The organism is Marinactinospora rubrisoli (assembly GCF_042664915.1).
GTDB lineage: Bacteria > Actinomycetota > Actinomycetes > Streptosporangiales > Streptosporangiaceae > Marinitenerispora > Marinitenerispora rubrisoli.
In genome coordinates this window covers 331,273-357,352 of sequence record NZ_JBHTBH010000004.1, presented here as the reverse complement: position 1 = coordinate 357,352, position 26,080 = coordinate 331,273, and the positions used below count along the sequence as shown (strand labels likewise).

Sequence of the window (26,080 nt, the reverse complement as noted above, 5' to 3'; positions counted from 1 at the left end):
GTCAGGACAGGTCGGACAGGTCGAGCACGAAGCGGTAGCGGACGTCGTTGCGCCCGAGGCGGTCCAGGGCCTCATTGACGCGTGCCGACGGCATCAGTTCGATGTCGGCGGTGATGCCGTGCTCGGCGCAGAAGTCCAGCAGGGCGGCCGTGGACGGCCGCCCGCCGCTGCCGGCCGAGCCGAGCTTCTTCCGTCCGATGAGCAGGTCGGTGGCCTGTACGGTCACCGCTCCGAGGTGGCCCACGAGGCTGAGCGTCCCGTCCATGGCCACCAGCCGCAGGTAGCGGCCGAGGTCGTGCGGGGCGGAGATGGTGTCGAGGACGACGTCGAACCGGTCCCTCGCGGCGGCCATCTGTTCCGGGTCGGTGGAGACGACGAGGTCATGGGCGCCCAGCCGGTGCGCATCGGCGGCCTTGTCCGGGGTGCGGCTGACGACGGTGGTGTCGGCGCCGAGCGCCACCGCGAGTTTCACCGCCAGGTGGCCCAGGCCGCCCAGTCCCGCGACGGCGACGCGGGTACCGGGCCCGACACCGAGGGCGCGCAGCGGTTCCCATACGGTGACCCCGGCACAGAGCAGGGGGGCCGCGGCGGCGGGGGCGAGACCGGCGGGAAGGGGGTAGCCGAATCGCTCGCGGACCACGTACTCGCGGGAGTAGCCCCCGAGCGTGGTCGTTCCGTCCTCGCGGTCGGCACCACCGTAGGTCAGGGTCGGGAACTCGTGGCAGAAGTTCTCCTGGCCGGCCCGGCACATGGCGCACGCGCCGCACGAGTCGACGATGTTGCCCACCGCGACCGGGTCGCCGACGCGGAACCGGGTGACCGCGCGCCCGGCCTCGGTGACCACGCCCGTGAACTCGTGGCCGGGCACGAGAACGGGGCCGTCCGCACCGGTGTGTGCGCGGACGGCGTGCAGGTCGGTGTGGCAGACGCCGCAGTAGTCCACCCGGACCGCGATGTCGTCGGGACGCAGGTCGCGCCGTTCGAGGGTCGCCCGCCGCAGCGTCGGGCCGTCCGCACGCCATCCCGTTGTCGTTCGCATACCGACTCCTCCAGACAGACTGTTCGGTCTATTTGATGCTAGCCGAGGCGGCGAGCGAAAAAGACCGACCGTTCTGTTGGCTATGCTGGCGGGCATGGCCGACCACGCCCTCACCCCTCGCGGCGCCGCCACCCGCGACCGCATCATCGAGGTGGCGACCCGGGAGTTCGCCGAGCACGGGATCGCCGGGGCGCGCATCGAGCGGATCGTGGCCGCCGCACGCACCAACAAGGCGCAGCTCTACGCGTACTTCGGCAGCAAGGACGGGCTCTTCGACGCCATCTTCTTCGGCTCGCTGGAGCGCATCATGAACGTCGTGCCGATCGACGCGACCGACCTCGCGGACTGGGCCGTGCGCCTCTACGACGAGTACCTGCGCCGTCCCGACCTCATCCGCCTGGCCACATGGGCACGCCTGGAGCGCCGCCCGGCCGGTCACCTCGTCGCCGACGCGGAGCGACTGGACGACCCCAAGCTGCGCGCCATCGCCGAGGCGCAGGCCGCCGGCACCGTGCGGCCCGGAGACCCGTTCGACGTGATGGCCGTGGTCATCGCGATGTCCATGGCATGGTCGCCGGTCAGCAACGTCTACGCCGCGACCGCCGACGAACCTCCGGAGGTGCACGAGCGGCGCCGCACCCTGCTCCGGGAGAGCGTCCAGCGCGCCGTGGCGGCCGGCTGACCGCGTTCCCGCCCCGCGCTTCCCCTGGTGCGGCCGGCGCCGCGCGGAGTCGGCGGCGTCGTCCGGCGATTCCGTCGGCGAACACGTCACCGATCGAACAAAACGCCGCAAGATGTCCCCGAGAGGGAGTATCTTTCCGGTTCGGCGCGCCGCGCCCGGCGGGCAGTCGCCCGCCCCGTCACTGCCGAGAGGACACGTTGCCACGGTGGTAACCGAGGTCATCACCCGCACCTACTGCGACGCCCACGACTTCCAGGGCACGCGAGTGGAAGCCGACGGCGTCATCCAGTTCGCCTGGGACCAGGCCGTCCGCGAGATCGACGCCTGCCAGACCTGCGTCGAGGAGTACACGGCCCGCTTCGAGCCGCTGCTCGACCGGTCGCGGGTCGCGAAGAAGCGCCGCGCCACCAGCGCGGCGGAGTAGGGAGCGGTCACCCGTCGCGCTGCGGGCCGGGCGGCACGTTCCGCCCGGCCCGCAGCGCCGTACCACCGGCGACCGCCGCTCGGCCGCGTTCGCCGTGACCGGCGCGGAGACCCGCCGCACGACCCCGGGCGGTGCGCACGTGCGGGCGGACCCGTTCTCACGGCAGCACCCCCGGCTCCCGGCGCCACGGGTACCGATCACCGGTTCACCGGGATAGGCTGCGCGCGGCACGCACCCCGGCGGACGAGGGGGCGCTGCCGGACCCCACGCCCGTGGGCTCACCCGGCGCCCGCCCATCGCGCCGGCATCGCACGGCCCTGGAGGACGCCATGGGGTTCGCTCTCGCGCAGGGGTCCTGGACGCTCGCGACGCTGCCGTTCCAGCCCCCGTGGAATTTCTGGGACGCGGCCGGGCTCGCCGGGATCGCGTGGGCGATCACGACCCTGGTGGCCCGGGCCGGTGGGCACGGCTGCGGTGCCTCGCTGGGCGCGGGCGCCCTGATGGCGCTGGCCGTGGTGGCGGCGCTGGCCGCCACTCCCGCAGGCTGGTGAGGCCCCGGACGAGCCGGGGTCTCCTCCCGAACCGGGTCAGCACTCGGTGCCGCCCGGCGGCGGCTCGCCGGTGCGCAGGTACCGGTCCGCGTGGTCATCCGATCGACAGGGGACAGCGGTCATACCGGGCCGGATAACGGGGGGCGGACGGCGCCCTAGGGCCGTCAGTCCGCCCGGGGGGACTCCAGGTAGTCGGCGCAGCGGGCCAGCAGCGCGAGGAGCGTCTTCCGTTCCTCGGGGGTGAACTCGGCCGCGAGCCCGCGTTCCAGCGGGACCGCGCGGGCGTCCGCGCGGTTCACGGCCTCCCGCCCCTTGTCGGTGAGCCGGATCTCCAGGACGTTGCGGTGCCACTCGTGCGTGGTGCGCTCGATCAGACCTTGATCCTGAAGGTTGCGCAGCACGGTGTTCATGGTCGGCGGCGTGACTCCGCACGCCCGGGCCAGCGCGGCCGCGGAAATGCCGGGGTTCTCGTCGAGTTCGAGCAGCGCGGCGTACTGCGGCACGGTCAGGCCGACCGGCTTGAGGGCCGCCTGTTTGGCCGAATCGAGCGCTCGCACCGTGCGCTTGAGGTGAGAGCCCAGACGCTCGGCGAGGGGCATCGTCGTCACTCCTGCATGTTAGTCACCCCGCGACGGCTTGACGAAACATTAGAACGCTAACTAACGTTCGAACACGATTTAAGCCGAGCATACGCATTCCGAGAGAGGTGCCATGCCCTCGTTCCGCCTGCGCGCGGTCGCCGCGACGGCCATCCTCAGCGCCGTCCTCACCGTCGCACCCGCCGCGACCGCCGCCACATCACCGCCCGCGCCACCGCCGTCCGCGGCCGGCCTCCACAGCACCGCCCGCATCTCCACCGCCTTCGAACTGCCCGGCGACCGGGTGTACCCGGAGGGCATCGCCGCCGATCCGCGCACCGGTGTGCTCTACGCGGGTTCCTACGCCGACGGCACCGTCTTCCGGGTGGCCCCCGGGCGGCGGGTGGCCGAGATCTTCCTGCCGGCGGGCGCGGACGGCCGCACCACCGCCAACGGGCTGGCGGTCGACCGGTCCGGACGGCTGTGGGTGACCGACTCGACGGCCGGGGTGACCGTCTACGACACGCGCGACCGCGAACCGCTCGCCCGCTTCGACGTCCCCGGCGACGCCCCGTTCTTCGTCAACGATGTCACCGTCGCGCCGGACGGCACCGCGTATCTGACCGACAGCCTCCGGAACGTCGTCTACCGGGTCACCCCCGGCCTTCTGGCGAGAACGGAGGGCGGCGCGGCGGCGCTTCCCGAGTACGTCGATCTGAGCGGCGAACTCGGACCCCGCGAACCCGGAGTCTTCTCTCTCAACGGGATCGTCACCGATGGCCGTCACCTGCTGACGGCGGACATGACGGAGGGTGGCCTCTACCGCGTCGACCTGGTCTCCGGCTCGGTCCGGCGGGTGGCGCTGGAGGGCGGGGACATGCTGAACGCCGACGGCCTCGAACTACGCGGCGGCACGTTGTGGGCCGCCCACAACACCACCGACGCGATCAGCAGGTGGCGGCTGGATTCCGACGGGACGACGGCGCGCCGCGAACGGCTGCTGACGGACGACGCGCTGCAACTGCCCACCACGCTGGTGCACGACCGTGGACGGCTCTTCGTCGTCCGGTCGCAGTTCGATCAGGGTGGCCCCATGGGACCGGGCACCCCCGAGACCCCGTTCACCGTCGCGTCGGTGCGGGGAATCTGACCGGCGAGACCACCGGATTCGGGCCCGGGTGCCGGGCACCCCGGCCGTCGCCCCGTGCGGTCACAGCCCCAGATCGCTGAGTCCGGGGTGGTCGTCGGGGCGGCGGCCGAGCGGCCAGTGGAACCTGCGCTCCGCCTCCCGGATGGGCAGGTCGTTGATGGAGGCGTGCCGGATCCGCATCAGGCCGTTGGCGTCGAACTCCCAGTTCTCGTTGCCGTAGGAGCGGAACCAGTTCCCCGAGTCGTCGTGGCATTCGTAGGCGAACCGCACGGCGATGCGGGCGCCGTCGAAGGCCCACAGCTCCTTGATGAGCCGGTAGTCCAGTTCCCGCCGCCACTTGCGGGTGAGGAAGGCGGTGATCTCGTCGCGGCCGGTGACGAATTCGGCCCGGTTCCGCCAGCGGGAGTCCTCGGTGTAGGCGAGGGCGACCTGCTCCGGGTCGCGGGTGTTCCAGGCGTCCTCCGCCCGGCGGACCTTCTGGACGGCCGTCTCCCGGGTGAACGGCGGGAAGGGTGGCCGTGCCTCCTGCGTCATGTCGCCTCCACGAGTCGCTGCCGCGTGCCGCGCGGCCCCGCGGACGCGATCACCGGCGGGCCGTGACGGCGGCCGGGGCGGTGCGCTCGTTCCAGTAGACACCTCGCCCCCGGCCGGCGCGACGACCGGTGGTGCCTAGAACCCGGTGGCGCCGTCGACGCGTTCGCGCAGCAGGTCGGCGTGCCCGTTATGCCGGGCGTACTCGGCCAGCATGTGCACCAGGATGCGGCGCAGCGAGATCGGCCGGCCGGTCGCGAGCTGGACGCCGGTCGCGTCCAGCGAGGGGGCGGCGGCGACGATCGCCCGCGCGTGGGCGCACTCCGCCCGCCAGACGGCGAACGCCTCCCCGACGTCGCCGTCGAGGTCCTCGAAATCCTGATCGGGGCGGTCGTCCGAGTAGTACAGGTGCGGCACGTCCTCCCGCGCGAATTGCTGGCGGAACCACCACCGTTCCGTTCCGGCGAGGTGGCGGAGCAGGCCGTGCAGGCTCAGACCGGACGGCGGGACGCCCCGCTCGGAGAGGCGCTCGGCGGGGACGCCCGCGCACTTGAGCTCGAACGTCGCCCGATGCCAGTCGAGGGCGGCGGTGAGGATCTCCCGCTCGTCCCCCACCAGCGGAATGGGGGTGCGCGTGTCGTCGGCCCAGCTCTGGGCGTAGTTCTCCGGCGGGATCGCGTTCATGGGACGAGTGTTCCAGCCCCCACCGACGGCGCGCGTGCCGGGACGGCCCGCTGTGCACCGCGAGAAGCCCCCGGACCGCCGGGCCGTCTCACGCGCGGACGGCGAGGTCCCGGGCCAGCACCTCGGCGACCCGGCAAGTGTCCAGGATGGTGCCGGCGACGGCGATGGGGTTGTCGCTCATCGGCACGTGTCCGCAGCCGAGCAGCGTCACCTGACGGGCGTGCGGGATGCGGGCGACGGCGCGGCGGGCGGCGCGGACCGGCAGCACCCGGTCGAGGTCGCCCCAGCCGATGGTCACCGGGCAGCGGATCTCGGCGGCCCCGAACACGTATCCGGCGACGTGCGCGGCCAGGCGGACGAACGGCGTCCCCGGCGCGAGCATGGTGGCGTCGAACCTCAGGTTCCGCACGGTGGCGGGGTCGGCCGCGGGACCGCGCAGCACGCGCCGGGCGAGGGCGCGGGCCGGTGGGCTGTCGGCGGCGGCCAGCCGGACGGATTCCGGCACGCGGGCCGCCAGCCCGGCGCCGAAGGCGAGCATGCGCCGCCCGAAAGTCTCCCCCACCGGGGAGAAGCCGATCGGTGAGAACGCGGTGACCGAGGCCGCCGCGCCGAGGGCGCCCAGTTCCAGCGCGATGGCGCCGCCGAGCGAGTTGCCCACGATGTGCGGCCGGCGCAGTCCCAGCTCGCCGCAGAGCCGTCCGACGGCCTGGACGAGGGCGGGGACGTCGAATCGGGCGTCGCGGGCGGGCGCCGGGGACTGCCCGAACCCGGGGAGGTCGATGGAGATGACGTCATGGCGCGCGGCGAGTTCGTCCATGACCGGGTCCCAGCCCCTCCGGCTGTGGCCGAGTCCATGGAGGAGGACCATCGGGGTGCCGTGACCCCGGCGGTCGTAAACAATGTCCCATGGATTCATGAACTCCAGGTCTACCTCATCTGTCCAATCACCGAGTGCCATGCGGGCGGCACGCCGGGTAGCCGAGTACGCCATGGCAGGCGGTCCGGCCGCCGGCGCCCGGCCACCGGCGACAGCGGCGGCTCACGCGCGTGACATGCGCCATATTGCCAGGTCAAGCGACGGCCATCCGCCGTCAACGGAGGAAGGAGCATGAGCGTGGACGAGACCGCACCCGATGTCGAGTTCGACGCCGACCCGTCCCGGATCGACCGCGACGCGCTATGGACGTTCCTGTCCCAGCACGCGTACTGGTCCCGGCACCGCACCCGGGAGATGGTGGAGGCGCAACTTGCGTCGGCGTGGCGGGTGGTGGCGGCGTACCGGCGGGACAACGGGCGGATGGTCGCGTTCGCGCGGGCGGTCTCCGACGGCGTGGCGATCGGCTACCTGGCCGACGTCTATGTCGAACCGGCGGAGCGAGGGCACGGGCTGGGCGTCCGGCTGGTCGAGGAGATGATCGAGAACGGGCCGGGGCGCAACTTCCGCTGGCTGCTGCACACCGACGACGCGCACGGTCTGTACGCGAAGTTCGGCTTCGCCGCACCCGATGGGACGTTTCTGGAGCGCCCGCGCTCCCACGGCTGACCGGTGGGCGCCCGGCGAGTGGCGACCGCGCCGGGCGCCCGCCGGGACGTGCGGGGTCAGCGTCCGCGCAGTCGACCGCCCGCTCAATGAGGGCGGCCCGCTCCCTCGGCGGGGTCCGCCGGGCGAGCGCGCTCATCGCCTGGGCCTGCCTGGTGGTCGGCAGGAAACCGACGAGCAGGGCCGGCAGCAGCAGGCGGCGCAGGAGGAGTTCGTTCGCCGAGGTCATGTGCGGGCGGCGCACCACCGAGACGTTGACACGGATCGCGTGCTCGTTGCCCGGCGGGACGCCCGGGCGATCGGTCTCGATCGCCGAGTAGCGGTAGCCGTGGGCGAGGTCGCAGGCGGGACAGCCGAGGGGACCGCGGCCGAGCCTGCCGCCGCAGTCCGGGCACACCAGCCGGTCCAGGGCCGCGTCCACCACCCGCCGGTCGTGCCGGTGGGGCTCGTCGGCCACCGGCTCGGCGAGGGCGGTCTCCTCTTCCGCGGCCACGTCCCAGCGCTCCAGCAGGCGCCGCCACTCTTCTTCCACGAGCCCGTCCACCAGCACGCGGCAGCTCGCACACGCCGGCGCACCGCCGTACGCGTGTCCGCCGCACTCCCGGCACCGGGACAGCGTGGCTCCCACCTCCGGGCGCACGCTTCCCCCTCGTCCTGTCGGCCCGCCGACCGTCCCGAGCGCACGGCCGCCGGACGGTCCGCGCGCCTCCGGCGCGACTACGTCCGGTGACGCGGCGCTGGCCGAAAGTGGACACCCGTGCCACTTGCGGGCGCACGGCACGTTACCCGCCGCTTCGAACGGCCCACGAACATTTTGGTGTTCGCCCTACTCACTCGAAACATCACACTCCGCAGGTGATGCGTGGGTTACTCAACGTTAACTTAGGGCGCGCTCCGCCTGTTCCTCGCGCTGCGTGACAGCCCTGTCGCGAGCCGAAGCGGGTCGCTATCTTCTTCAACGTTCGCCCGTTTATCGGGCGAATCGCGGCTGATGTCCCGGTTCATGCCCGGCCATCGGACGGGACCCGCGCCAGGCCCCCGTGGCGCGGGTCTGCCCTTCCCTTCCCCGAAAGAGGCGGTACAAGAGGAAGCCGCGGCTCCCCCGCCTCCTGGACGGTGCCGCACTCGCATTCGGCCCCGTCCCGTCCTCCTGCCAGGTACCGCAGGCGAGCACGCCGGAGAGTCGGGCACGGCGCCACTGTCGGTGTCTCGCGGTAGTGTGCCGCCCCCGCCGACCGGAGGAACGGATCATGGGCGTCTCCCTCTACTACACGATCACCCGCGACACTCCCCTCTCGCCCACCGAGCGGGAACGCGTCGACGCGCTGACCGAGCGGTACAGCGGCGGCCTCGTGGACCGTGTGGACGGCGAGTTCCCCGGTAAGGCCGCGGAGCTGGTCCGGGAGTACTGCGAGCCGTTCGGCTGGTACTCCGCCGACACGCTGGAGCCGGGCGAGGTCCTCGCCGGCTCGGTCAAGGTCAGCCACACGCAGGCGCCATGGGAGCTGATGCTGTTGCAGGTGGAGCACTGGCTGCAGCTGCTCAGCGAGGTGCGGGCGGCGCTTCCCACCACCGGATGGCGGGTCCACGTGGACGGCACGGCGGCGGAGTGGGACGCGGAAGCCGGGCGGTTCCGGCTGACGTGAGGCGCCTGCCCGACCGCGACCGGCGGGGCCGCGCCGCTCCCGCTCATCGCACCCGCCGGGCGAACCTCTCGTAGTCGATCACCAGGCCGGCGGGGTCCACCGTCAAGGTGTAGGTGGTGGTGGGCGGGTGGATGTACTCGTAGCGGTCCACCCCGGCCGTGGGGGTCAGCCGAATGTAGCGCTGGCTCAGTCGGCGCACCTGGAGGCTGGGCACGTCCACCCAGGCCACCGCGAGGTCGCGGTACTCCCCGGGCGCGAGGCCGAGTCGGCGAATCGGGAGCGTGTTGGTCACCGGTGTGGCGGCGACGTCGACGTCCACACAGCCGTCCAGCGCCGGATCCCGCCGCCCGTTCACCGTCCAGTGCCCGCCGTTGGCGGCCGCCAGCTCCACGACGTGCGTCCCGTTGCCCGACACCACCTCCACGCGCGCCACGCGGGTCCGCCACGCCAGGTCGGCCGTGACCGTGAAGCGGCACGAGTAGCGGTCATCGCCCTCGGCGATGACCTCGCTTCCTTCCAGCCGAAAGCCGGTGGGCTCGGCGATGAGCGACCCCATGCCGAGCCCTTCCGCGACATCGATCCGGGACCAGGCGGCGACGTGTGCGTTGCTGGCGGACATGCCGACCGTTCTACCGGGTGACGCCGCACAGGCGCCATACCGGGTTGTGACTTCTTCCCCACGCTGCGCTGCGGACGGTGCCGCGGGGCCGCCGTCAGAAGAGCAGCATGCGCAGCTCGGAGCAGAGATAGCCGACGGCGGTGAACGGCGGGAGCAGCAGCATGCCGCCGATCGAGGTGCGCGCCTCGTGCACGAGCCGCGCCACCGTGCCGCGCCGTCGTCCCCGGGACCTGCGGAGGCGCGGGCCGGGGCGGGCGTGCCGGGGGCGGTAGTGGCCGGTGCGGCGGGCGACGGCCGCCGGGGAGTCGTCTGGGCGATCGTCCGTCGGCGTGGCGGTGGCACCGGCCGCGATCCGGCTTGCGCGGGCGGCTGCTTCTTCCTCTGCGCGGAGGGTGTGCCGCATCCAGTCCGGGACGGCCGTTGACGGCGCCGGTCGCCAGGACGGTCGGACGGCCGGGGCGGGTGCGGCGGCAGGGACGGGGTGGACGTACAGCGTCGTCATGCCGCCTCCAGGGTGGGTTCGACCGGCAGCTCGACCCAGACGGAGTGGACGCGGTGGCGGGGTGGCCGGGTCCAGCCGTAGCGGCGGGCGTGCAGGGCGATGAGCGCGAGGCCACGGCCGTGCTCGGCGTCGTGCAGGTCGGGGTCGTCCAGGACGTTCGGGGGTTCGGCGGGGCTGGTCGGTGCGGAGGTCTTGGGGCCGAGGTCGAAGACGCGCAGGGCGACGCAGTCGTGCGGGAAGTGCAGGGCGGCGATGAGGAAGCCGCCGTCCTCGCCGGAGGCCGAATGCCGGATGGCGTTGGTGGCGAGTTCACTGGCGACCAGGCGGAGCGCGTCGGCGAGGTCGGGGGTGTTGCCGTAGGGACGGCCGCACTGGACGAGTCGGCGGACGGCCCAAAGGCGCAGCTCGGCGGGGGCTTCGAGGGTTCCGGGCAGGCCCAGGTGGTCGTAGGCGGGTCCCCATGCGGCGCCGGGGTGCGCGGGGGTGGGGCGCGGGATAACGTGGGACATGTTCGCTCCCTGTCATGACCAGGCGAGTGGGACGAGGCCGTTGGCGGGTGGTGTCGACACCCGCCAACGGCCGCTTGTTTGAGGCCCTCAGTGCAATCACTCCACGTGAAACACCTCTCACTGACTGCTAGAGTGGCAGCTGGCGTTGATCTCCGCAAGCATTCCGGAAAACTTTCCGGACAGATTTCGAGGTGGCCCCTGATGGCGAACAAGCGACATCCGACGTTGCGTGCCCAGTGGCTAGGCAAGCTCCTCAGGGACCTTCGTGAGAGCAACGCCATGACACTGAAGGAAGCCGGCGACTACATCCAACGCAACCCATCGACGCTGAGCCGCTTCGAATCTGGCGATCTCCCGATCAATCGCGCAGACGTTCTATCCCTGTTGAATCTCTATGGGGTTGACGGCGAGCATCAACGGAAAGCGCTACTCCAGCTCGCGGACGAAATATCGAAGACCGGCTGGTGGGAGAAGTACTCAAAGGACGTCTTCCAGAGAACGATCGACTATGTCTGGCTTGAGAATCGCGCCCAGCACATTCGCATCTTCAGCCCATTTGTCGTCCCGGGACTGCTCCAGACTCGCGAGTACGCGTACGCGGTCGTCAATGCTGGTGATCCACCTGCATCGCAGCAGCAGATCGAGCGATGGGTTGAGATGCGCATGACCCGGCAGAACATCTTGCAGGGCGATAGTCCTACGCAACTGTCGGTCATCCTCGATGAGGCTACACTGCACCGCCTCCCCGGAAGCCGAGAGAGTATGGCGCGGCAGTGCAGGCGCCTCGCCGAAATGGCCACGCGCTCCACGGTCGAAATCCGAGTGCTTCCCTTCGAGGCAGGCATCTATGCGAACCCGGATGGAGAGTTCACACTCATCAAGCTGCCGGACCCCTTCCCGCAGGTCGCGCATATCGATAGTGCCGCTGGCATGATCTTCCTGGAGCGAGAAGACGTCACTAAGCTGACAGACCTCTACGGTCGGCTTCGGGACAAGTGCCTCAGCACCACGGAGTCGATCAGCTTCATCACGGCCAAGGAGAAGGATCTCTCATGAGACAGACGCAGTGGATTTGGCGCACCAGCAGCTACAGCGTCAATAGCAGTGGCCAATGCGTCGAAGTCGGCTGGCGCACCAGCAGCTACAGCGCCAACGGCAACTCCAAGTGCGTCGAGGCAGGACCGACCCTGGGCGGCGCCCGTTCCTACGCCATCCGCGACTCCAAGAACCGCGACGCCGGTGCCTTCTACCTCTCTCGCACCGAGTGGACCGTCTTCCTCACCGCCGTCAAGCGCGAGGAGCTGTAACCCTCCCCCGTCACCCCGCCCGGGAACGGCAGGCCGGCCGGTGACGTCGAACAACGGCGTCACGTGATCACCTTCCCGAGCCCTGAGGGGGGACGACCGATGGACCGGATACCCGCGCCCAAGCACCCGAACCAGCCATGGCCCGCGGCCGATGCCGCGTTCGTGAATCTCGGCCGCAGCGGGATGGGGTGCCTGCTGCTCGGCGTCGCGCTGTTGCTGTTCTTCACCGTCTGCGCGGCGCTCGGCGCGATCTGGCCGGAGCGGTTCCTCACCGGCGGCGATCCGGGCACGCTGCGGATCATCTCGGCGGTCATCGCGGTGTTCTTCGGGTTGCTGCTGCTCGCCGTCCTGGTGTCGCTGCCGAACGCGCTGCGGACGCACGGCGTGGCGTTCGACCGGTTCGGCCTCTGGTACATCGACCGCCAGCAGGCCGAACTCGTCGCGTGGCCGCTGATCCGCGCCATCGGCGGCAGCTGGATGTGGGCGCGAAAGGCCCCGGCGAGCAGTCTCGGCAGCGCGATCGGCAAGGAGATCGCCCGCGCCGCGCTCACCGACGATGGCCGGGAGAAGTTCGCGATCGAGGTCTTCCTGACCGACCCGAACTCGGTGGCCGGGCACAAGCGCCTCGCCCTCATCCAGTCCACCACGCAGCGCGAACAGCCACCCCGGCCGGACCTGCCCGGTGCCCGCCTGCGGTTCCCGGTGCGGGGCATCGGCGACTACCGCAAAATGGCGGCCCACCTCCAGAGCACGGCCCCCAGCCTGTGGATCGGCGAGTACCAGCGCTAAGTCGATATGTCGACATACTGGCCGGGCGGGAGCACAAGCGGGCACGCTCGGCGGCACTCACTCACCTCGTGACCTCCTTTGGCCAGCAACATGACGCGTCACAACCCTGCAACTACGCTTCGTCCTGTCGTGTTGACGAATCCGGAGGGCGCGGCGCGTGTCCAAATGTCAAATGTGCGATGGAACCGGCGCTATCACCGTCGAAACGGACGGCGACGGGTCGAACCCGTGGAAATCCCGAGAGCTGGTGCCGTGCCCGAACTGCAATGGGACGGGGCAGAAGTGATCCCAATTTCCGACTGGTCGCAACGACGTTGGCGCATGGTCTCGGCCATGACGGTCGAGGGTCCGATCCGCGCCGCGTTCGCCGCCGTCCCCCGCCACCTGTTCATCCCGTCCCGTGTGTGGCCCAAGACGTTCGGTCCGCCGCTGGATCGGGAGTCCGCGCCTGAGGCGTGGGCCGACCTGGTGTATCAGGACGCCTCGATCGTCACCCAGGTCGATGACAGCACCGGTGACGGCCCTGGTCGCCCGACTTCCTCGTCATCGAAGCCCTCCGTCATGGCGGCGATGCTGGAAGCGGCGGACGTGCGGAAGGGGGACCGGATCCTGGAGGTCGGTGCCGCCACCGGCTACAACGCGGCGGTTTTGTGCGAACTCGTCGGCCCGTCGGGCGCCGTCACGACGATCGAGGTCGACCCGGGGCTCGCCGACGCCGCGCGCGCCAATCTGGCCGCCGCAGGTTACGCCGCCCGCGTGGTCACCGGGGACGGGACCGAAGGGTGCCTCGATGCCGCCCCGTTCGATGCGGTGATCGCGACCTGCTGCGTCGTCCGCGTCCCGCCGGACTGGGTGACGCAGACGCGGCCGGGCGGTGTGATCGTGACCCCGTGGGCTCCGGGTGCCGATCTCCCCGGTGGTCTCATGGCCCGCCTGGTCGTGTCCGAGGAACGGGACAGGGCCGAGGGCCGGTTCACCGGCGGCTCCGCCTTCATGAAGCTGCGCGGGCACCGGTGGAGCGGCGGCCCGCCGCACGACCTGAACGGGACGGCGGAGGACGTACGGACCCTGGACGGCGATCCGCAAACGATGGTGATGGCCGAGGCGGGTCCCCAACTGGCGCTGATGGTGCCGGCGATCCGCATCGGGGTGCGCCTCGTGGACGGCGCCCAGTGCGTCTGGGTCTCGGCGGCCGACGGCCCCTCGTGGGCCAGGCTGTACGCGGACGGCCGGGTGGAGCAGGCCGGACCGCGTCGGCTGTGGGACGAGTTGGCGGACGCATACGGGGACTGGCAGCGGTACGGACGCCCGGGGATCACGGAGTACGGCCTCACGGTCGGCGTCGACGGGACGCACCGGGCGTGGCTGCGAGGCCCGGCGGGGCCTGCCTGGCGGCTGCCCGAGTGATCGGACCGCCCGTCGGCCTGTGGCGGGCGCCCCCGCAGCGGGCCCCGGACGTCGGTCGTGCGCCGGGACACGAAGGGTGTGGCCGCGCCGATCGTTCGCGGCTATGGTCCTGGCCGGGCCGCGCGCAAGAGCAGTGAGCTGAGTTGCCGGCCCGCATCGTCGTCAAGCGCCGCGTGGTCGAGCATCAACCGGTACCACAGCACGCCGTAGACGACGTCGATGAGGAGTTCCGGATCCGTCTCCGGGGCGATCTCCCCTCGGGCGACCGCCCGGTCGAGGATCTGGCGGAGCACGGCACGTCGGCGGAACAGGAACCGGTCCCGGAACGCCTTCGCGAACACCGGGTCGAGCAGCGCCTGCGCCAGCAGGCCGAGGAGAACCGGGCGCTGGCCGCGTTGGCGGAACGTCGCCAAGATGAAGGCCATGAGGTCGTCCGGCAGTGATCCCTCATCAGGGAGGGCGATCCGGGTCTCCGCCATGTCGACCAGGGCGTCGAGTACCACGTCGGCCTTGGACGGCCACCAGCGGTAGATCGTCTGCTTGCCCGCACCTGCCCGGGCCGCGATGCGCTCGATGGTCAGGTCGGCGTAGCCGCGCTCCTCCAGTTCCGCCATGGCGGCGGCCAGGATCGCCCGTCGCCTTGTCTCGCTGCGGGGCCGCCCTGGTCGGCGCTCACTGGTCATGGAACCCAATTTACAAGACGTGTCGTCTCGGATTAATATCGAGACGCAACGTCTAGAAATGGAGGCGCGTCATGCGCGTTGTGATCATGGGCGGCACGTCCGGCATCGGGCTGGCCACCGCCGAGCAGCTGGTGGCCGATGGCGCCGAGGTCATCGTCACCGGCCGCGACACCGACCGGCTGGCCGCGGTGCGGGAGCGAGTGACGGCCGCGGAGGCGGTCGAGGGCACGTCCGAGGACGAGGTCGCGGCGTTCTTCGACCGGATCGGCGCGTTCGACCACCTCGTCCTGGCGTTCAGCCCCGGTGCGATCGGCTTGGGGCCGGTTCGCGAGACGAAGCAGGCGGATATCAGAGCGGCGTTCGACGGCAAGTTCTTCGGCTACCTGACGGCGATTCAGCACGCTCAGGTCACCGGATCGATCACCGTGGTCTCCGCCGCCAGCGCACGGGCCGCCGTCCCCGGCACGGTGACGCTGGCCGCGGTGAACGGGGCGATCGACCGGATCGTGCCGCCGCTGGCCGCCGAGCTCGCGCCCGTGCGGGTCAACGCCGTGTCACCGGGGGTCGTCGACACCCCCTGGTGGTCGTTCCTGCCCGACGAGCACCGCCAGGCGCAGTTCACGGAGGCGGCGGCGAGCCTGCCGGCCAACCGGGTCGGCCAGCCCGCCGACGTCGCTGAAGCGATCCGCTACCTGGTCCGCTCCGACTACGTGACCGGCACGATCCTCCCCGTCGACGGTGGCTTCACCGTCGCCTGACAGCCGTCGGGTGCCCTCGGCCGGAAGGGGGCACCGGCCGGACCGGCTTCCCGCCCCGCTGTCGGTGCGAAGTGGTAGAAATGCCGATCGCGCTCGCCACGGCGATCACGGCCCTGGTGCGCCGCACCCCGGGTGACCGACCGGCCTGCCGGCCGTCGCTCGGGGTGACCCACGGGAACCCACCGGAACGCGCCCGCGTGCCGGTCCCCCCCGTCCCGTGGCACCCGACATTGAGGAATCAGAAGAGTGAATTACCCCGCCCCGCCGCCGCAGCCCGGCGTCCCCGCTGGTCAGCCTGCCGGACCGTACTCCGGCCGGCCCGTGAACAGCGGGAACCCCACGTTCCTGCCTCCGGCGGCTCCGGCCCCGACGCCCGCCCCGTACGGTGGTGCGCCAGCGCCTGGATGGCCCGCCCCTGGGGAAGACGCGTACCCGCCCGCGGACTGGGGGAGAGTCCACGTCCCGTCGTACGGCCCCCAACCGGCGCGCATCTGGCAGCGGCTGTTGGCCAACATGCTGGACGGTTTTCTCGCGACTCTGATCTTCTACGTCTTCTTTCCGGGCCTCATGCTCATCACGGCCCTGCTGATGGGCGGCACTCCCGACGATCTCAACGGGGTCGCGATCCTGCTGACCGGCCCGATCGCTTTCCTGGGCGGCCTGACCGCCTACTGGTGCTACTTCTGGCTGCCGGTGGCCAAATCCGGTCAGACACTCGGCAAGCGGGTGCTCGGCATCCGCGTCATCGATATGGAGACCGGTCTCCCGCCGAGCAAGGGGCGGTCCGCGCTCCGGCTTCTCACCATCATCGGTCTCAGTGCGGTTTCCGGCATCGGGACGCTCATCGACGCCATCATCGGACTGGTGGACGAGCCGTATCACCGTACGGTGCACGACCACGCCGGGCGGACGATCGTCATCGCCGTCCCTCCCACGGCCAAGAGCTGACGCCCCGAAGAACAGGAACCGGAAGAACGGCGCCGGCCGGACCTCCAAGGTCCGGCCGGCGTTCGCGGTGCCCGGTGGTCCGGGCTCGGGGCGGGGTGCGGCTAGCAGGCGCCGACCCAGGTGCACTCCAGCTCGTCCGGGCGCTCGATGCCCTCGATCTGCGGGACATCGACGAAGCGCGCCAGCGAACGCGTCTCCGTGCTGCTCGGCTGCTCGGGCTCCTGCACACCGCTGGTCGCGCCGGCGCGGCTGAACTCGGCCAGGCGGACCGCGATGGCGTCCTGGACGGGGCGCGGCGCGGCGCCGGTGTAGCCGTTGTTGATGACGCTGAACACCAGGTCCTCGCCGTCGGCCGTGGTGACGAAGCCGGACAGCGCGCTGGCGCCGGTCATGGTGCCGGTCTTGGCGTGCACGTTCCCGGCGGCCGGGGTGTCCACCATCCGGCTGGCCAGGGTGCCGCCGACCATCTGGGACGGTTCTCCCGCCACCGGCAGGGCGGCCTCCCAGGTCTCGGACCACGGCTGCTCGCGGGTCGCCGCCAGCAGGTCGGCCATCACCTCGGCCGGGACCTCGTTGGAGCGGGAGAGCCCGGAACCGTCGGCCAGCTGCACGCCCGTGGTGTCGACGCCGATGCGGTTGAGCGCGGCCTCGACCTCCGGCAGCCCGGCCGCCCAGGTGCCTTCGCCCGCCGTCTCCTGGGCGATCGTCTTGACCAGCATCTCGGCGTGCCCGCTGTTGGACATCTTCAGGAACGGCACCAGGATGTCGCCGAGCTCCGCGGACGTGGTCTCGGCGACCTGAATGGCGTCCTGCGGCGTCTCGGCGCGGCCGACCTCGCCCTGCACCTCGACGCCGTTCTCCTCCAGGGCATCGGCGAAGACCTCCGCCGCGAAGTCGGTGGGCTCGTGCACGGTGGTGAGCTGCGCCTGGGCGCCGCCGCCGGCCGGCAGCGAGCCGGAGACGGAGATGGTGTTGGTTCCGGATTCCCGGGTGATGGTGAGTCCGGCGCCGCCGTCCGCCTCCCCCGTCTTCGCCTCCGAGTCGACCGTCACGTAGCCGACGTCGGGGCTGACACTGACGGACACCGGGTCGCCGGGGGCGCTGCCCGGCTTCACGGTGACGTTGACGACCCCGGTGTCGTAGCGGGTGTCGGTGGCCACGGTCAGGGCGGAGATCTGCGCCGCGTAGGCGTAGGGTTCGTCGCTCGCCTCCCAGGTGTCGGCCAGCCGCTGGTCGTCGAACATCGTGTCGTCGGCCAGCAGGTCTCCGGTCACCTCGGTGACGCCGGCCGCCGCGACGTCGGCGGCGAGTGCGTCGTAGCGTGCGACGGTCAGGGTCGGGTCGCCGCCGCCGGTGAGGTGGAGGTCGCCGTCGAGCACGCCGCCGGTGGGCTGGTCGCTCGCCGAGACGGTGGTGGTGAACCGGTGGTCGGGGCCCAGCACCTCAAGGGCCGCCACCGAGGTGAGCAGCTTGGTGTTGGAGGCGGGGACCAGCGGGGTGCCGGGCTCGCTCTCGTAAAGCACGTCGCCTTCGGAGAGGCTGCGCACCACCACGCCGTTCGTGGCGCCCTCCAGCGACGGGTCGGCCAGGAGTTCGTCGATGTCGGCGGCCAGGTCGGCCGTGGCGGCCTCGGTGTCGGCCAGCGCGGGTGTTGCGGTGCCGACGAGAAGCGCGAAGGTGCCCGCCAGCCCGAGGGCGGCGACGTGGGGGGCACGGTTCAGGGGAGGTCTCCGTGGAGCGGGCTGGAGGGGAACCGTCATACCTGCTCTTTCTGGTTGTTCGCTTGCCGCTGCGACCGGCCGGTGCGGGCGCGTCACAGCCGCGGCGGGAGCGGCCCGGGAGACGAGGATGCCGGGTGAGCCTGGATCCGGCCGCGGCGGCGCTGATGCCGCGCGGAGTCGGAGCGGTGCCGTGGTCACGCGGTCGAGGGGGCGGACGCCCGTGGGCGGGCGCCTCGTCCGGCTGTTCCGCCGGTTGCCATTGCGCGACGTGCCGTAACGTACCAAACAGGTGGCGGTGCGTGAAGGGCGGCACCTGGGTCGGGCGGGGTCCGTCCGGGGGCGCCGACGGCGGTCGGTGACCGTCCACACTGGCCTGACGGGTCCCGTTCGGGACGCCCTACAACGACAATGTGTTATCCAATCGCAACCATGCGATGTCAACTGGAACCACAACCGTCGCCACATCGGTGATGTGGCAGGGCGGGCGGCGCACCGAGGCGCGCCATCCGGATCGCCGGTCAGCGGAAGTCGGCCGCGTGGTCGCGCGCCCACTCGGCGAAGGTGCGCGCCGGCCGGCCGGTGACGCGTTCGGCCGTCGGCGGCGCGGTGGTGACCGCGTCCTGAACCTGCTCCTCCCAGGTGGCCGGGTCGGCCTCACCGCCGCCGTAGTCGGCGAACCCGAGGAGGAAGTCGGCGTTCGCCGCGGCGAAACCACCCTGCGCGCGGCAGATCTCGCGGGCCCGCTCGGGGGTGACCCGTTCGACCCGGATCTCCTCGCCGATGGCGTCCCCGATGGCCCGCACCTGTTCGCGGTAGCTCACGAGTTCCGGGCCGTTGACGTCGTACGCGGCGCCGTCGTGCCCGTCCCGCAGCAGGGCGGTCACCGCGACGTCGGCGATGTCCGCCTCGTGCACCGGGAACCAGGCGGCGTCCATGAACGGCCAGCGCACCACCCGCTCGGCGCGGATGCCGGGCCCCCACAGCCAGAGCTTGTTGAGCGCGAACTCGCCGGGGCGCACGTGCGTCCACTCCAGCCCGGACGCCTCGACGGCCTGCTCCACCGGTAGGTGGAAGTCGGTGTCGAAGCCGCCGGTGACGGCGCCGGAGGACAGCACCACGATGCGGCGGACTCCGGCGTCCTTGGCCGCCGCCACGACCTCGCGCGCGGTCTCGGGCACGGGGAACAGGTACATCCGGTCGACGCCGTCCAGCACGGGCGGCAGGCTCCCTGGGGCGGCGAGGTCGCCGGGGACGACGTCCACCCCGGAGGGGAAGTCGGCCGCCCGGGGGTTCCGGGTGAGCGCCCGCACCTTCTCGCCGGAGTCGAGGAGACCGCGGACCACCAGGCGGCCCACGTTCCCGGTCGCACCGGTCACCAAAGTCGTCATGTCACTCCCACGTGTTCGGGGCGGGGCGGCGGGCCCGCCCGGTCTTCGTCCCGCACCGCACGCACGGCGCGGCGTGCCGGAAAGATCCAGGTACCGGCGGACAAGCGATGCTCATCCTCGCCCACGCCCACCCGCGCCGACAAACGCGAACAGCGTGTTCACGTTCGCTCTGACCTGCGACAACGCGCCGCCGCTGTCACGGCGGTCGGCCGTGATCCCACGAGCGATCACGCGGGGAGTCCTGGGCTTTCACCGGCCGCGCCACGGGAACGGCGAGATTTTTCTGCGGCCCACCGCGCGGGCCTGCCGGCGGCGCGCTCCCGGCTCCGGACGCGCGCCGCGCGCCTGCCGTCCGCACGGTCCGTGACCGACATAATTGGCACGTCGTCCACACATCGCGCCTCAGACGGGACACCTTCGTGTCAGACCGGATCACCGTGTATCCGCACTTTCTGAACATGGTCCTCTACCACGAGGCCGCCCACGCGGTCGTGGGCGCGGCGGTGGGGGCGACGGTCCACTCGCTGGAGATCAACCCGCAGTTGCTGACTCCTGACTGGGGCGCCACCCGCAAGTGCGGCCACGTCGACCTCAGCGGCATCTCGGGCCTCCACCCGCAGAGCGCGCTGCTGATCCTGCTGGCGGCCGAGGCCGCCGAGGCGCGGGCGCTACGCGACATGGGGTACCTGGAGCACACGCACCCGGAGCTGCGCGAACGCTGCCGGGTGGAGGCCGCCGAGAGCCACCGGCCCGCGATCGACGGGCTGCGGCGGACGTACCCACGGGCCGCCTTCGACCTCGCGGCCGCCTGGGCCGACGCCGAGCGGCTCGTCATCGATCCCGCGCTGTGGGAGGCGTTCGGCGAGGTCGGCGACGCGGCCCTGGAGCGGGCCGCGACCGGTGCCCGGCTCGGCGGGGCGGAGATCCGGCGCATCCTGGCGCCCTACGAACTGCGCGCCTGGCTCACCCCGGAGCGGAGCGTCGTCGTGTCCGGCCGCGCCCGGACCGGCCGGTGGCCCGCTCCGCACGGCCACGCACCCGGCTCGTCCGGAACGCCGCCCGCTCCCCGCTCCCACGCGCCGGTTCCGTGGGCCGGAGCGGCCGTCCCCGCCCAGTCCGGCCGCGCGCCGACGGTCCCCGCGCGGCGGCATCCCACGGCCCCGGTCCGCCCGGCGGGCTGCACGGTCTGACGCCGGCCGACACTCCGGGTTCGGGCACGGCGGTCGCCGACCGACAACGCGCTGGCAGGCAGTGCCGCGACCGGGGCGCTGGGCGTCCCGGTCGGCCGCGACCGGCGGACGGGCGGTGGCGGTACCGGGCGGCAGGGCCGTGCAGACGTGGCCGGACAGTGGAATCGGCGGGCGGTGGCCGAGCGGCGACCACACGTTCACGCCCGCGTCGCGCAGCGCCGTGCCGAAGTCGTGCCGGTCCATGACCGCGCGGACGTCCTGGGCTTCGAGGCGGCCGTGCGCACGCGGGGCCATGGCGACGTCCTCGACCGCCGTCCACAGCCTGGGGATGGCCAGGACGCGTTCGCGTCGGTCATGGCGGCGCGGTTCACGACGAACCGGCCGCCATCTCCGCCGAGATCGTCCGGTCGTGCCGGCCGGAATCGTGCTCCCGGAGCACGTCCCGGTGCGGCAGCGGGCTCGTGAAGCCGCAGCCGATCGGCCACCGTCGCTCGCCGACCGCCCCGGACACGATCCCGATCGCGTCAAGCCGCGGATCGGGGAGGGAGGGGATGCCCTTCACCCGCCGGAGGCCGCCCACCTCGGCGGCCCCGGCCGTGTCACGGGCCACCGCGACCGAGACGCCGGGGAGGCCGAGCGCCGCACGGGCGGCCGTGTGCGCGGTGTCGCGCGCGGACGGCGTCCGCGAACTCCGCCGACGGCGGCTCGGCGACCGCCGCCACGTCCGCCGGATGGAGCACGGCCGGCCCCCTTCTTTCGCACCCCCACCGTGCGGCGGCCGAATCGCTCCGCGGGCACGGCGCATCCGGCGGCAGCGGAATCCCCCTTGCCCCGGACGTGCATGGCGGGCGGTCTCCGCCCCGCGCGAGGAGACCGCCCGCTCCGGGCGCCGGCTCTCCCCCCAGCGCCGCGGATCCATGGGCACGCCCGTGCCGGGGGCTACCCGCGCTCGGCCAGTTCGGCGACCTTGGCGAACGCGTCCACCCACACCCGCTGCTTCTCCGGTGCCTGCCCCACGAGGTAGGTGGCGCGGAGCTTGGGCGGCAGGTGGCGGAGCAGCCGGGCCACCGTGTCGAGATGGTCGCGCAGCTGCGACACCTCGGCGTTGGCGAACACCTGGTGCACCAGGTCGGTGTCGTCGGTGCCCTCGTCGGCGGCCCGGGCGGCGGCGGCGAGCCGCGCCTCCCACCCGTCGACGTCCTCGGCCAGTTCCCGGATGCCGACCTTCCGCCGCCCGGCCAGCCGCGCCTCCAGGCCGGACAGCGGGATGGGCGCGTACTCCCCGTCACCGAGGTAGATGAGCCCGATCTCCAGCGGCTGGCCGGCGAGGTGCAGCTTGATCAGCCGCTCCAGGGTGCGTTTGGTGACCCACTCGCGCCCTTCGTCGTCGATGTCGTTCTTCCACCAGTCGAGGACGACCTCGGCCGTCTCGCCGTACGTGTCGATCAGCCACTGGTTGGCGGGGATGTCCTCGGGCAGCACCTCGTAGCTGACCGTGAATCGGCTGGCCTGCGCGACGTTGTTGCTGCTCACGAGGAGTTTGCGGCCGAGGTGGTACGGCGGGTTCTGCAGGGCGACCTGGGCGCGCAGGTTCTCGATCGGGCGGCCGGCCAGCGACCACTCCTGGGTGACCTCCATGAGCTTGGCGAAGGTCGCCTTGTCCTTGGGGCGGTTGTACTCGTCCCAGACCAGTACCTTCGGCTCGGGGCCGAGCAGCGACCGGGTGAGCAGCACGTCCAGCGTGCCGTCCGGAGCCGGCACCGGGACGCACAGGTCCTCCACGTTCGTCACCGGCAGCGAGAAGTACACCGGCGGGCGGCCCGTCTCGTCGCGTACCACCTGCTTGGTGATCTCGGTCTTGCCGCAGCCGGGCGGCCCCTGGAGCAGCACCGCCCAGCGGTTGCGGACCGCCGCCCGCAGGATGGCGCGCACCGGGTCCGCGATGGTGTCGGGGTTGCCGGCGCCGACCGCGGCGGCGATGCCGTCGAGGATCTCGTCGGTGCGGTCCGGTCCGGGCTCGCCCTTGGAGGTGGGCTCGGACAGCGCCATCCGGCTGCCGTTCAGCAGCGGCAGCCCCCACCGGAGGGGGAACCCGGCCTCGGCGCAGTCCAGGACGTGCTGCAAGGTCCGGGGCGACAGCAGGTGCCGCAGGTGCGGTCCGAGTCCCGCCCAGATCCGGAACACCTCGGTGAGGTCCCACTCGGGGTAGCGCTCGGCGAGCTTGTACCGCCAGGCGGTGTCGTTGGCGGTGATGCGCAGGGTGACCATCCGGTCGAGCACCGCGAGGTCGCTGCGGCGGGCGCTCGTCTCGGCCAGCGACTCGTTGTCGGTGAGGAACACCCCGACACAGCCGAGTTCCCGCAGGTCGTGCTCGCCGAGCGTCCAGTTGCACGCCACCTGCATGAGCTGGGACTGGATGGTGTCACCGGCCTGGAGGGAGTCGTCGATGAGCAGCACGAACCGGCGGCCGGGGCGCAGCTGGCGCATGATGAGCTGGCGCAGGGCCAGCGCGCCGGTGGCGGGGTCGCGGACCGGGGCGTTGACGAGCAGGTCGTCGGGCGTGAGGTTGGCGGCGGGGACCACGACGACCTCGGTGTCCGGGTGGCGCTCCGGGATGTGGGAGAGGAACGTCGACGTCTTGCCGATCCCGTGCTCACCGAAGACCTGCCCCGTCTGCCCCATGGCGATCATCGCGTCGATGAAGCGCTCCAGCCGGGTGTGCCCGCCGTCCGCGGGAGGCTCCGGGTAGGTGGCGGTCGGGCGCCAGGGTCGCTCGTCCGCCGCCTGTCCCGTGGCGCTGGCCAGGGTCGCTGCTGGATCGGTGATGGTCACGGAGCGTTACCTCTCTCGGGGCCGCGGGTCGGTGGGGATGTGATCGCGGGGGGATCAGCGGTCGCCGGTGGTCACCCGGTGGCAGGCCATCGGGGGGTGGTGGCGTTCCGGCCAGGTGTCGCCGTTCTCGGTGATCAGCCAGATCCACCGGTCGGGGTCGGCGGGGGTGACGTGCGGGGCATGGCCGTCGGTCACCATGATCACCGCGTCCGGGCGCTCCTCGAACCGCCGCCCGCCGACCTCGATACGGCCCTCGGCGTAGTCGACGACGTTCTGGAAGTTGGTGCCGCCACCGCCGCGGACGCGTTCACCGGGGGCGAAGGGCATGACCATGCCGTCGAAACTCAGCCAGTGCGACTCGACACCGTCGGTCTGCCCGACCAGCGTCGTCAGCCACTCCACCACGCGGTCCGGCATGGAGCCGGAGGTGTCGATGGCGACGAGGACGACCTTGGTGCGTTCCCGGCCACGGCGGGACAGCATCGGGTCGAAGCCGAGCGAGAGCATGACCGCGCCGAGCTTCTTGGGGTAGATCAGCCGCTCGCCGTCGCGGAGCTTCGAGGCGAGGGTGTCCACGAGCCAGCGTTTCCACCAGTCGACGCGGCGGGTGCGAGGGGTCTGCCCGCGCAGCGCGGCGAGGCCGAGCGAGCCCCACATGCGCTCCAGGCGCTCGCCGCCGCCCTCGGTGCGGTCGGCGAGGTCGAGCAGTTCGCGGCGGGCGGTACCGTTGCCGCACCGCGCCTGGCGCATGACCTCGGCGAGGACGTCGGCGCCGACGCGCTCCACGGTCTCCTGGTCGAGCGGGACGCCGCCCGGCCCCGCCAGGTGGACGCACCGGCCGGCCTCGGGCACCGGCGGCGCGGACATCCGCCGCAGTTCGCCGTAGACCGACAGATCGGTGCGGACGAACTCCCGGTAGGGCAGCGGGTCGCGGCCCTGCGCGGTCAGGTCCGCGACGTAGGCGGAGTGGACGGCCCGCGGGTCGACCCCGACCGGGTCCCGGCCGGTACCGTCGGCCGCGGAAACGGTGGGCAGGCCGGTGCGCTCCAGCCGTTCCAGTGCCACGTGGTTGATCGTCACCTCGGTGGCGAGCGTGAAGACCGGGTCGCCGCGCAACTCGTCGTCAACGTGGAGGTGGCGTTGCACGAGGTGCCGGGCCTCGTGGAACAGCACGAACTTCGTCCCGTCCAGGCCGATGTCGACCAGGAACCGCGGGTTGTACAGCAGGACGCAGCTTCCGTCGCCGGATGCCGCTACCGCAGCGGTGGGGATGGCCGTTGTGGCGATCTGGTGGTGGCACTTGGCGTACAGCCAGGACGCGACCACGCTGTGCCTGATCCCGAAGTCGAGCAGCGCCGCCTCTTTGAGACGGCGCGCCTCGGTGATCACACCGGGCCCGGCATCGCACTCGGCCGCGAGCGCCCGGCGGTCCGTGAGGTCGATCGTCCGCCTCGCCGGTCCCGGCGGTGCCGTGTGGGCGGCCTGCTGCACGGCGTCCACCCCGTCTCATTGCTCGCTGCCGTGGGCCTGTGCCAGCACAGTAGCGGGCAACACCGACAGAACGGACCGTGCACCCGCGCGGCTCCGCCGGCATCGAAGAGCCCGCCGACCCGAGGCCGTCACCTGCCCCGGGCGGCACGCCGTCCGACGCCGTCACCTGCCCCGGATGCCCCGGAACCAGCCGAACACGCGTGGATCGTTGCCGGGGGTCGTAGCCGGTTCAGGGGCCGTCGCACCGATCTAGCCGGTGAAGTCCAGCGCTAGCCCGTACAGCCGATCGACCTTCAGACGGATGACGACACGGCGTTCGGCGACCAGCTCCTCCAGGAACGCGGCCTCGTCCTCCGGCCGCTCCGCCGGGACGATCGCCAGCAGCTCCCGCCCGACCGCGTCGCCGGGAACGGCGGTGGGCTCGGAGACCTCGGCTTCGCCCTCGGCGACGGCGTACGACCACACGTCGCCGCCCTGAACATGCAGCGCCGCGCGTGGGTCGCGCCGCAGGTGCGTGACCTTGCTGCGGTCGGCCGTCGTGGAGAACCGCACGATGCGGGCCTCTGGGTCCCAGCTGTAGACCATCGTGGTCAGGTGCGGATGGCCACTGCGGCGGACCGTGGCGAGGACTCCGAACCGCTGGCCGCCTAGCAGGGCGGAAAGCGCGTCGTCGGATAAGGGGCGAGGGGCCGGGCGTTGGGTCATGGTCTGCTCAACCTCCGCGGTCCCGTCACCATTCCCAGTAGCCGCCGGTACTCCGACCTCGGCCGCCGGCAGGAGGCCGGTACGGTCGCCGTCCTGGGATCTCCCACGGCCGTTCCGAAAGACGGCGATCCTCGCTGATGAGTCTGCTCGGCCATTCTCAGCGAGAGGTCCTCCGAGGGGTTTCGCGAACTGTTCAGCGAACCCGAGGAAACGGACGGGGAGTTCGCGGCGCTTCCTCCGGACGCGGACGAAGCCGCGTTCGAGCATCTCGCCAGGCGTATGCCGCCGGGGCTCCGCAGAGGGCGCAAGGAGAATCGGTGGCGTACTTCATCGCCGTCCTCCCCTGAGCCAACGTGCCGAGCTGCGGCGTGGAGACGGCGATACCGCGCGAATGAATGCTCCACAC

At 72.0% G+C, this 26,080-nt stretch carries 29 protein-coding genes; 14 read left to right on the top strand and 15 right to left on the bottom strand.

What is annotated here, in order from left to right; translation table 11 throughout:
• Position 1: 1 nt before the first annotated feature.
• Positions 2-1,039, bottom strand: a complete 1,038-nt coding sequence (locus ACFQRF_RS10755) for an NAD(P)-dependent alcohol dehydrogenase (RefSeq protein ID WP_379870870.1) — start codon at positions 1,037-1,039, stop codon at positions 2-4.
• A gap of 94 nt (positions 1,040-1,133) precedes the next feature.
• On the opposite strand from ACFQRF_RS10755, the gene ACFQRF_RS10750 reads away from it, so the two are divergent.
• The 3 genes from ACFQRF_RS10750 to ACFQRF_RS10740 all read left to right on the top strand — a co-directional run bounded on the left by ACFQRF_RS10750 (position 1,134) and on the right by ACFQRF_RS10740 (position 2,696).
• The gene (locus tag ACFQRF_RS10750) at positions 1,134-1,721 is read left to right on the top strand and encodes a TetR/AcrR family transcriptional regulator (RefSeq protein ID WP_379870869.1); all 588 of its coding nucleotides are present in this window, start codon (positions 1,134-1,136) and stop codon (positions 1,719-1,721) included.
• A gap of 205 nt (positions 1,722-1,926) precedes the next feature.
• Positions 1,927-2,145, top strand: coding sequence for a hypothetical protein (locus ACFQRF_RS10745; RefSeq protein ID WP_379870868.1), 219 nt, complete (start codon positions 1,927-1,929; stop codon positions 2,143-2,145).
• A gap of 329 nt (positions 2,146-2,474) precedes the next feature.
• Complete coding sequence (locus ACFQRF_RS10740; protein WP_379870867.1) at positions 2,475-2,696, top strand: hypothetical protein; 222 nt, start codon at positions 2,475-2,477, stop codon at positions 2,694-2,696.
• A 164-nt stretch (positions 2,697-2,860) separates the two neighbouring features.
• Here ACFQRF_RS10740 and ACFQRF_RS10735 read toward each other — a convergent pair whose 3' ends face one another.
• Complete coding sequence (locus ACFQRF_RS10735) at positions 2,861-3,295, bottom strand: MarR family winged helix-turn-helix transcriptional regulator (protein WP_379870999.1); 435 nt, start codon at positions 3,293-3,295, stop codon at positions 2,861-2,863.
• A gap of 112 nt (positions 3,296-3,407) precedes the next feature.
• Between ACFQRF_RS10735 and ACFQRF_RS10730 the strand changes: the two genes are divergently transcribed.
• A complete protein-coding gene (locus ACFQRF_RS10730) occupies positions 3,408-4,424 on the top strand; it encodes an SMP-30/gluconolactonase/LRE family protein (protein WP_379870866.1) in 1,017 nt (338 codons plus the stop codon).
• Positions 4,425-4,484: 60 nt separating this feature from the next.
• Here ACFQRF_RS10730 and ACFQRF_RS10725 read toward each other — a convergent pair whose 3' ends face one another.
• The 3 genes from ACFQRF_RS10725 to ACFQRF_RS10715 all read right to left on the bottom strand — a co-directional run bounded on the left by ACFQRF_RS10725 (position 4,485) and on the right by ACFQRF_RS10715 (position 6,507).
• Complete coding sequence (locus ACFQRF_RS10725; protein ID WP_379870865.1) at positions 4,485-4,958, bottom strand: nuclear transport factor 2 family protein; 474 nt, start codon at positions 4,956-4,958, stop codon at positions 4,485-4,487.
• Positions 4,959-5,093: 135 nt separating this feature from the next.
• Complete coding sequence (locus ACFQRF_RS10720) at positions 5,094-5,639, bottom strand: DinB family protein (protein ID WP_379870864.1); 546 nt, start codon at positions 5,637-5,639, stop codon at positions 5,094-5,096.
• 88 nt (positions 5,640-5,727) lie between these two features.
• A complete protein-coding gene (locus tag ACFQRF_RS10715) occupies positions 5,728-6,507 on the bottom strand; it encodes an alpha/beta fold hydrolase (RefSeq protein ID WP_379870863.1) in 780 nt (259 codons plus the stop codon).
• Between the two features lie 246 nt (positions 6,508-6,753).
• Here ACFQRF_RS10715 and ACFQRF_RS10710 point away from each other — a divergent pair, with 246 nt between their 5' ends.
• The 3 genes from ACFQRF_RS10710 to ACFQRF_RS10700 all read left to right on the top strand — a co-directional run bounded on the left by ACFQRF_RS10710 (position 6,754) and on the right by ACFQRF_RS10700 (position 8,825).
• Positions 6,754-7,182: a GNAT family N-acetyltransferase gene (locus tag ACFQRF_RS10710; RefSeq protein ID WP_379870862.1), complete on the top strand. Its 429-nt coding sequence runs from the start codon at positions 6,754-6,756 to the stop codon at positions 7,180-7,182.
• An 86-nt stretch (positions 7,183-7,268) separates the two neighbouring features.
• The gene (locus ACFQRF_RS10705; RefSeq protein WP_379870861.1) at positions 7,269-7,499 is read left to right on the top strand and encodes a hypothetical protein; all 231 of its coding nucleotides are present in this window, start codon (positions 7,269-7,271) and stop codon (positions 7,497-7,499) included.
• 930 nt (positions 7,500-8,429) lie between these two features.
• Positions 8,430-8,825, top strand: a complete 396-nt coding sequence (locus tag ACFQRF_RS10700; protein ID WP_379870860.1) for a hypothetical protein — start codon at positions 8,430-8,432, stop codon at positions 8,823-8,825.
• A 43-nt stretch (positions 8,826-8,868) separates the two neighbouring features.
• Here ACFQRF_RS10700 and ACFQRF_RS10695 read toward each other — a convergent pair whose 3' ends face one another.
• From ACFQRF_RS10695 to ACFQRF_RS10685, 3 genes are all read right to left on the bottom strand, one after another.
• Positions 8,869-9,444 carry a putative glycolipid-binding domain-containing protein gene (locus tag ACFQRF_RS10695; protein ID WP_379870859.1) on the bottom strand — a complete coding sequence of 192 codons (576 nt, stop codon included), beginning with the start codon at positions 9,442-9,444 and terminating at the stop codon, positions 8,869-8,871.
• A gap of 94 nt (positions 9,445-9,538) precedes the next feature.
• The gene (locus ACFQRF_RS10690; RefSeq protein ID WP_379870858.1) at positions 9,539-9,946 is read right to left on the bottom strand and encodes a hypothetical protein; all 408 of its coding nucleotides are present in this window, start codon (positions 9,944-9,946) and stop codon (positions 9,539-9,541) included.
• A complete protein-coding gene (locus tag ACFQRF_RS10685) occupies positions 9,943-10,455 on the bottom strand; it encodes an ATP-binding protein (protein ID WP_379870857.1) in 513 nt (170 codons plus the stop codon). The genes ACFQRF_RS10690 and ACFQRF_RS10685 overlap by 4 nt, the downstream gene beginning before the upstream one ends.
• A 201-nt stretch (positions 10,456-10,656) precedes the next feature.
• On the opposite strand from ACFQRF_RS10685, the gene ACFQRF_RS10680 reads away from it, so the two are divergent.
• The 4 genes from ACFQRF_RS10680 (at position 10,657) to ACFQRF_RS10665 (ending at position 13,958) form a co-directional block, all read left to right on the top strand.
• Positions 10,657-11,511, top strand: a complete 855-nt coding sequence (locus ACFQRF_RS10680) for a helix-turn-helix domain-containing protein (protein WP_379870856.1) — start codon at positions 10,657-10,659, stop codon at positions 11,509-11,511.
• On the top strand, positions 11,508-11,762 hold the full coding sequence (locus tag ACFQRF_RS10675; RefSeq protein WP_379870855.1) for a DUF397 domain-containing protein: 255 nt from the start codon (positions 11,508-11,510) through the stop codon (positions 11,760-11,762). The genes ACFQRF_RS10680 and ACFQRF_RS10675 overlap by 4 nt, the downstream gene beginning before the upstream one ends.
• A 99-nt stretch (positions 11,763-11,861) precedes the next feature.
• Positions 11,862-12,551 carry a hypothetical protein gene (locus ACFQRF_RS10670; protein WP_379870854.1) on the top strand — a complete coding sequence of 230 codons (690 nt, stop codon included), beginning with the start codon at positions 11,862-11,864 and terminating at the stop codon, positions 12,549-12,551.
• Positions 12,552-12,884: 333 nt separating this feature from the next.
• The gene (locus tag ACFQRF_RS10665) at positions 12,885-13,958 is read left to right on the top strand and encodes a methyltransferase domain-containing protein (RefSeq protein ID WP_379870853.1); all 1,074 of its coding nucleotides are present in this window, start codon (positions 12,885-12,887) and stop codon (positions 13,956-13,958) included.
• Between the two features lie 101 nt (positions 13,959-14,059).
• Here ACFQRF_RS10665 and ACFQRF_RS10660 read toward each other — a convergent pair whose 3' ends face one another.
• Positions 14,060-14,641, bottom strand: a complete 582-nt coding sequence (locus ACFQRF_RS10660; RefSeq protein WP_379870852.1) for a TetR/AcrR family transcriptional regulator — start codon at positions 14,639-14,641, stop codon at positions 14,060-14,062.
• A 71-nt stretch (positions 14,642-14,712) separates the two neighbouring features.
• Here ACFQRF_RS10660 and ACFQRF_RS10655 point away from each other — a divergent pair, with 71 nt between their 5' ends.
• Positions 14,713-15,399, top strand: coding sequence for an SDR family oxidoreductase (locus tag ACFQRF_RS10655; protein WP_379870851.1), 687 nt, complete (start codon positions 14,713-14,715; stop codon positions 15,397-15,399).
• A gap of 246 nt (positions 15,400-15,645) precedes the next feature.
• A complete protein-coding gene (locus ACFQRF_RS10650; protein WP_379870850.1) occupies positions 15,646-16,347 on the top strand; it encodes an RDD family protein in 702 nt (233 codons plus the stop codon).
• Between the two features lie 101 nt (positions 16,348-16,448).
• Here ACFQRF_RS10650 and dacB read toward each other — a convergent pair whose 3' ends face one another.
• On the bottom strand, positions 16,449-18,107 hold the full coding sequence (gene dacB, locus ACFQRF_RS10645; RefSeq protein WP_379870849.1) for a D-alanyl-D-alanine carboxypeptidase/D-alanyl-D-alanine endopeptidase: 1,659 nt from the start codon (positions 18,105-18,107) through the stop codon (positions 16,449-16,451).
• A 479-nt stretch (positions 18,108-18,586) separates the two neighbouring features.
• Positions 18,587-19,456 carry an NAD(P)H-binding protein gene (locus ACFQRF_RS10640; protein WP_379870848.1) on the bottom strand — a complete coding sequence of 290 codons (870 nt, stop codon included), beginning with the start codon at positions 19,454-19,456 and terminating at the stop codon, positions 18,587-18,589.
• A 419-nt stretch (positions 19,457-19,875) separates the two neighbouring features.
• Between ACFQRF_RS10640 and ACFQRF_RS10635 the strand changes: the two genes are divergently transcribed.
• Positions 19,876-20,646, top strand: a complete 771-nt coding sequence (locus tag ACFQRF_RS10635; RefSeq protein ID WP_379870847.1) for a hypothetical protein — start codon at positions 19,876-19,878, stop codon at positions 20,644-20,646.
• Positions 20,647-21,013: 367 nt separating this feature from the next.
• Here the strand turns inward: ACFQRF_RS10635 and ACFQRF_RS10630 are convergent, their stop codons facing one another.
• The 4 genes from ACFQRF_RS10630 to ACFQRF_RS10615 form a co-directional block, all read right to left on the bottom strand.
• Complete coding sequence (locus ACFQRF_RS10630) at positions 21,014-21,256, bottom strand: hypothetical protein (protein WP_379870846.1); 243 nt, start codon at positions 21,254-21,256, stop codon at positions 21,014-21,016.
• Between the two features lie 329 nt (positions 21,257-21,585).
• On the bottom strand, positions 21,586-23,478 hold the full coding sequence (locus ACFQRF_RS10625) for an AAA family ATPase (protein ID WP_379870845.1): 1,893 nt from the start codon (positions 23,476-23,478) through the stop codon (positions 21,586-21,588).
• Between the two features lie 54 nt (positions 23,479-23,532).
• Positions 23,533-24,978: a hypothetical protein gene (locus ACFQRF_RS10620; protein ID WP_379870844.1), complete on the bottom strand. Its 1,446-nt coding sequence runs from the start codon at positions 24,976-24,978 to the stop codon at positions 23,533-23,535.
• Between the two features lie 240 nt (positions 24,979-25,218).
• Complete coding sequence (locus tag ACFQRF_RS10615; RefSeq protein WP_379870843.1) at positions 25,219-25,674, bottom strand: pyridoxamine 5'-phosphate oxidase family protein; 456 nt, start codon at positions 25,672-25,674, stop codon at positions 25,219-25,221.
• Positions 25,675-26,080: the final 406 nt, after the last annotated feature.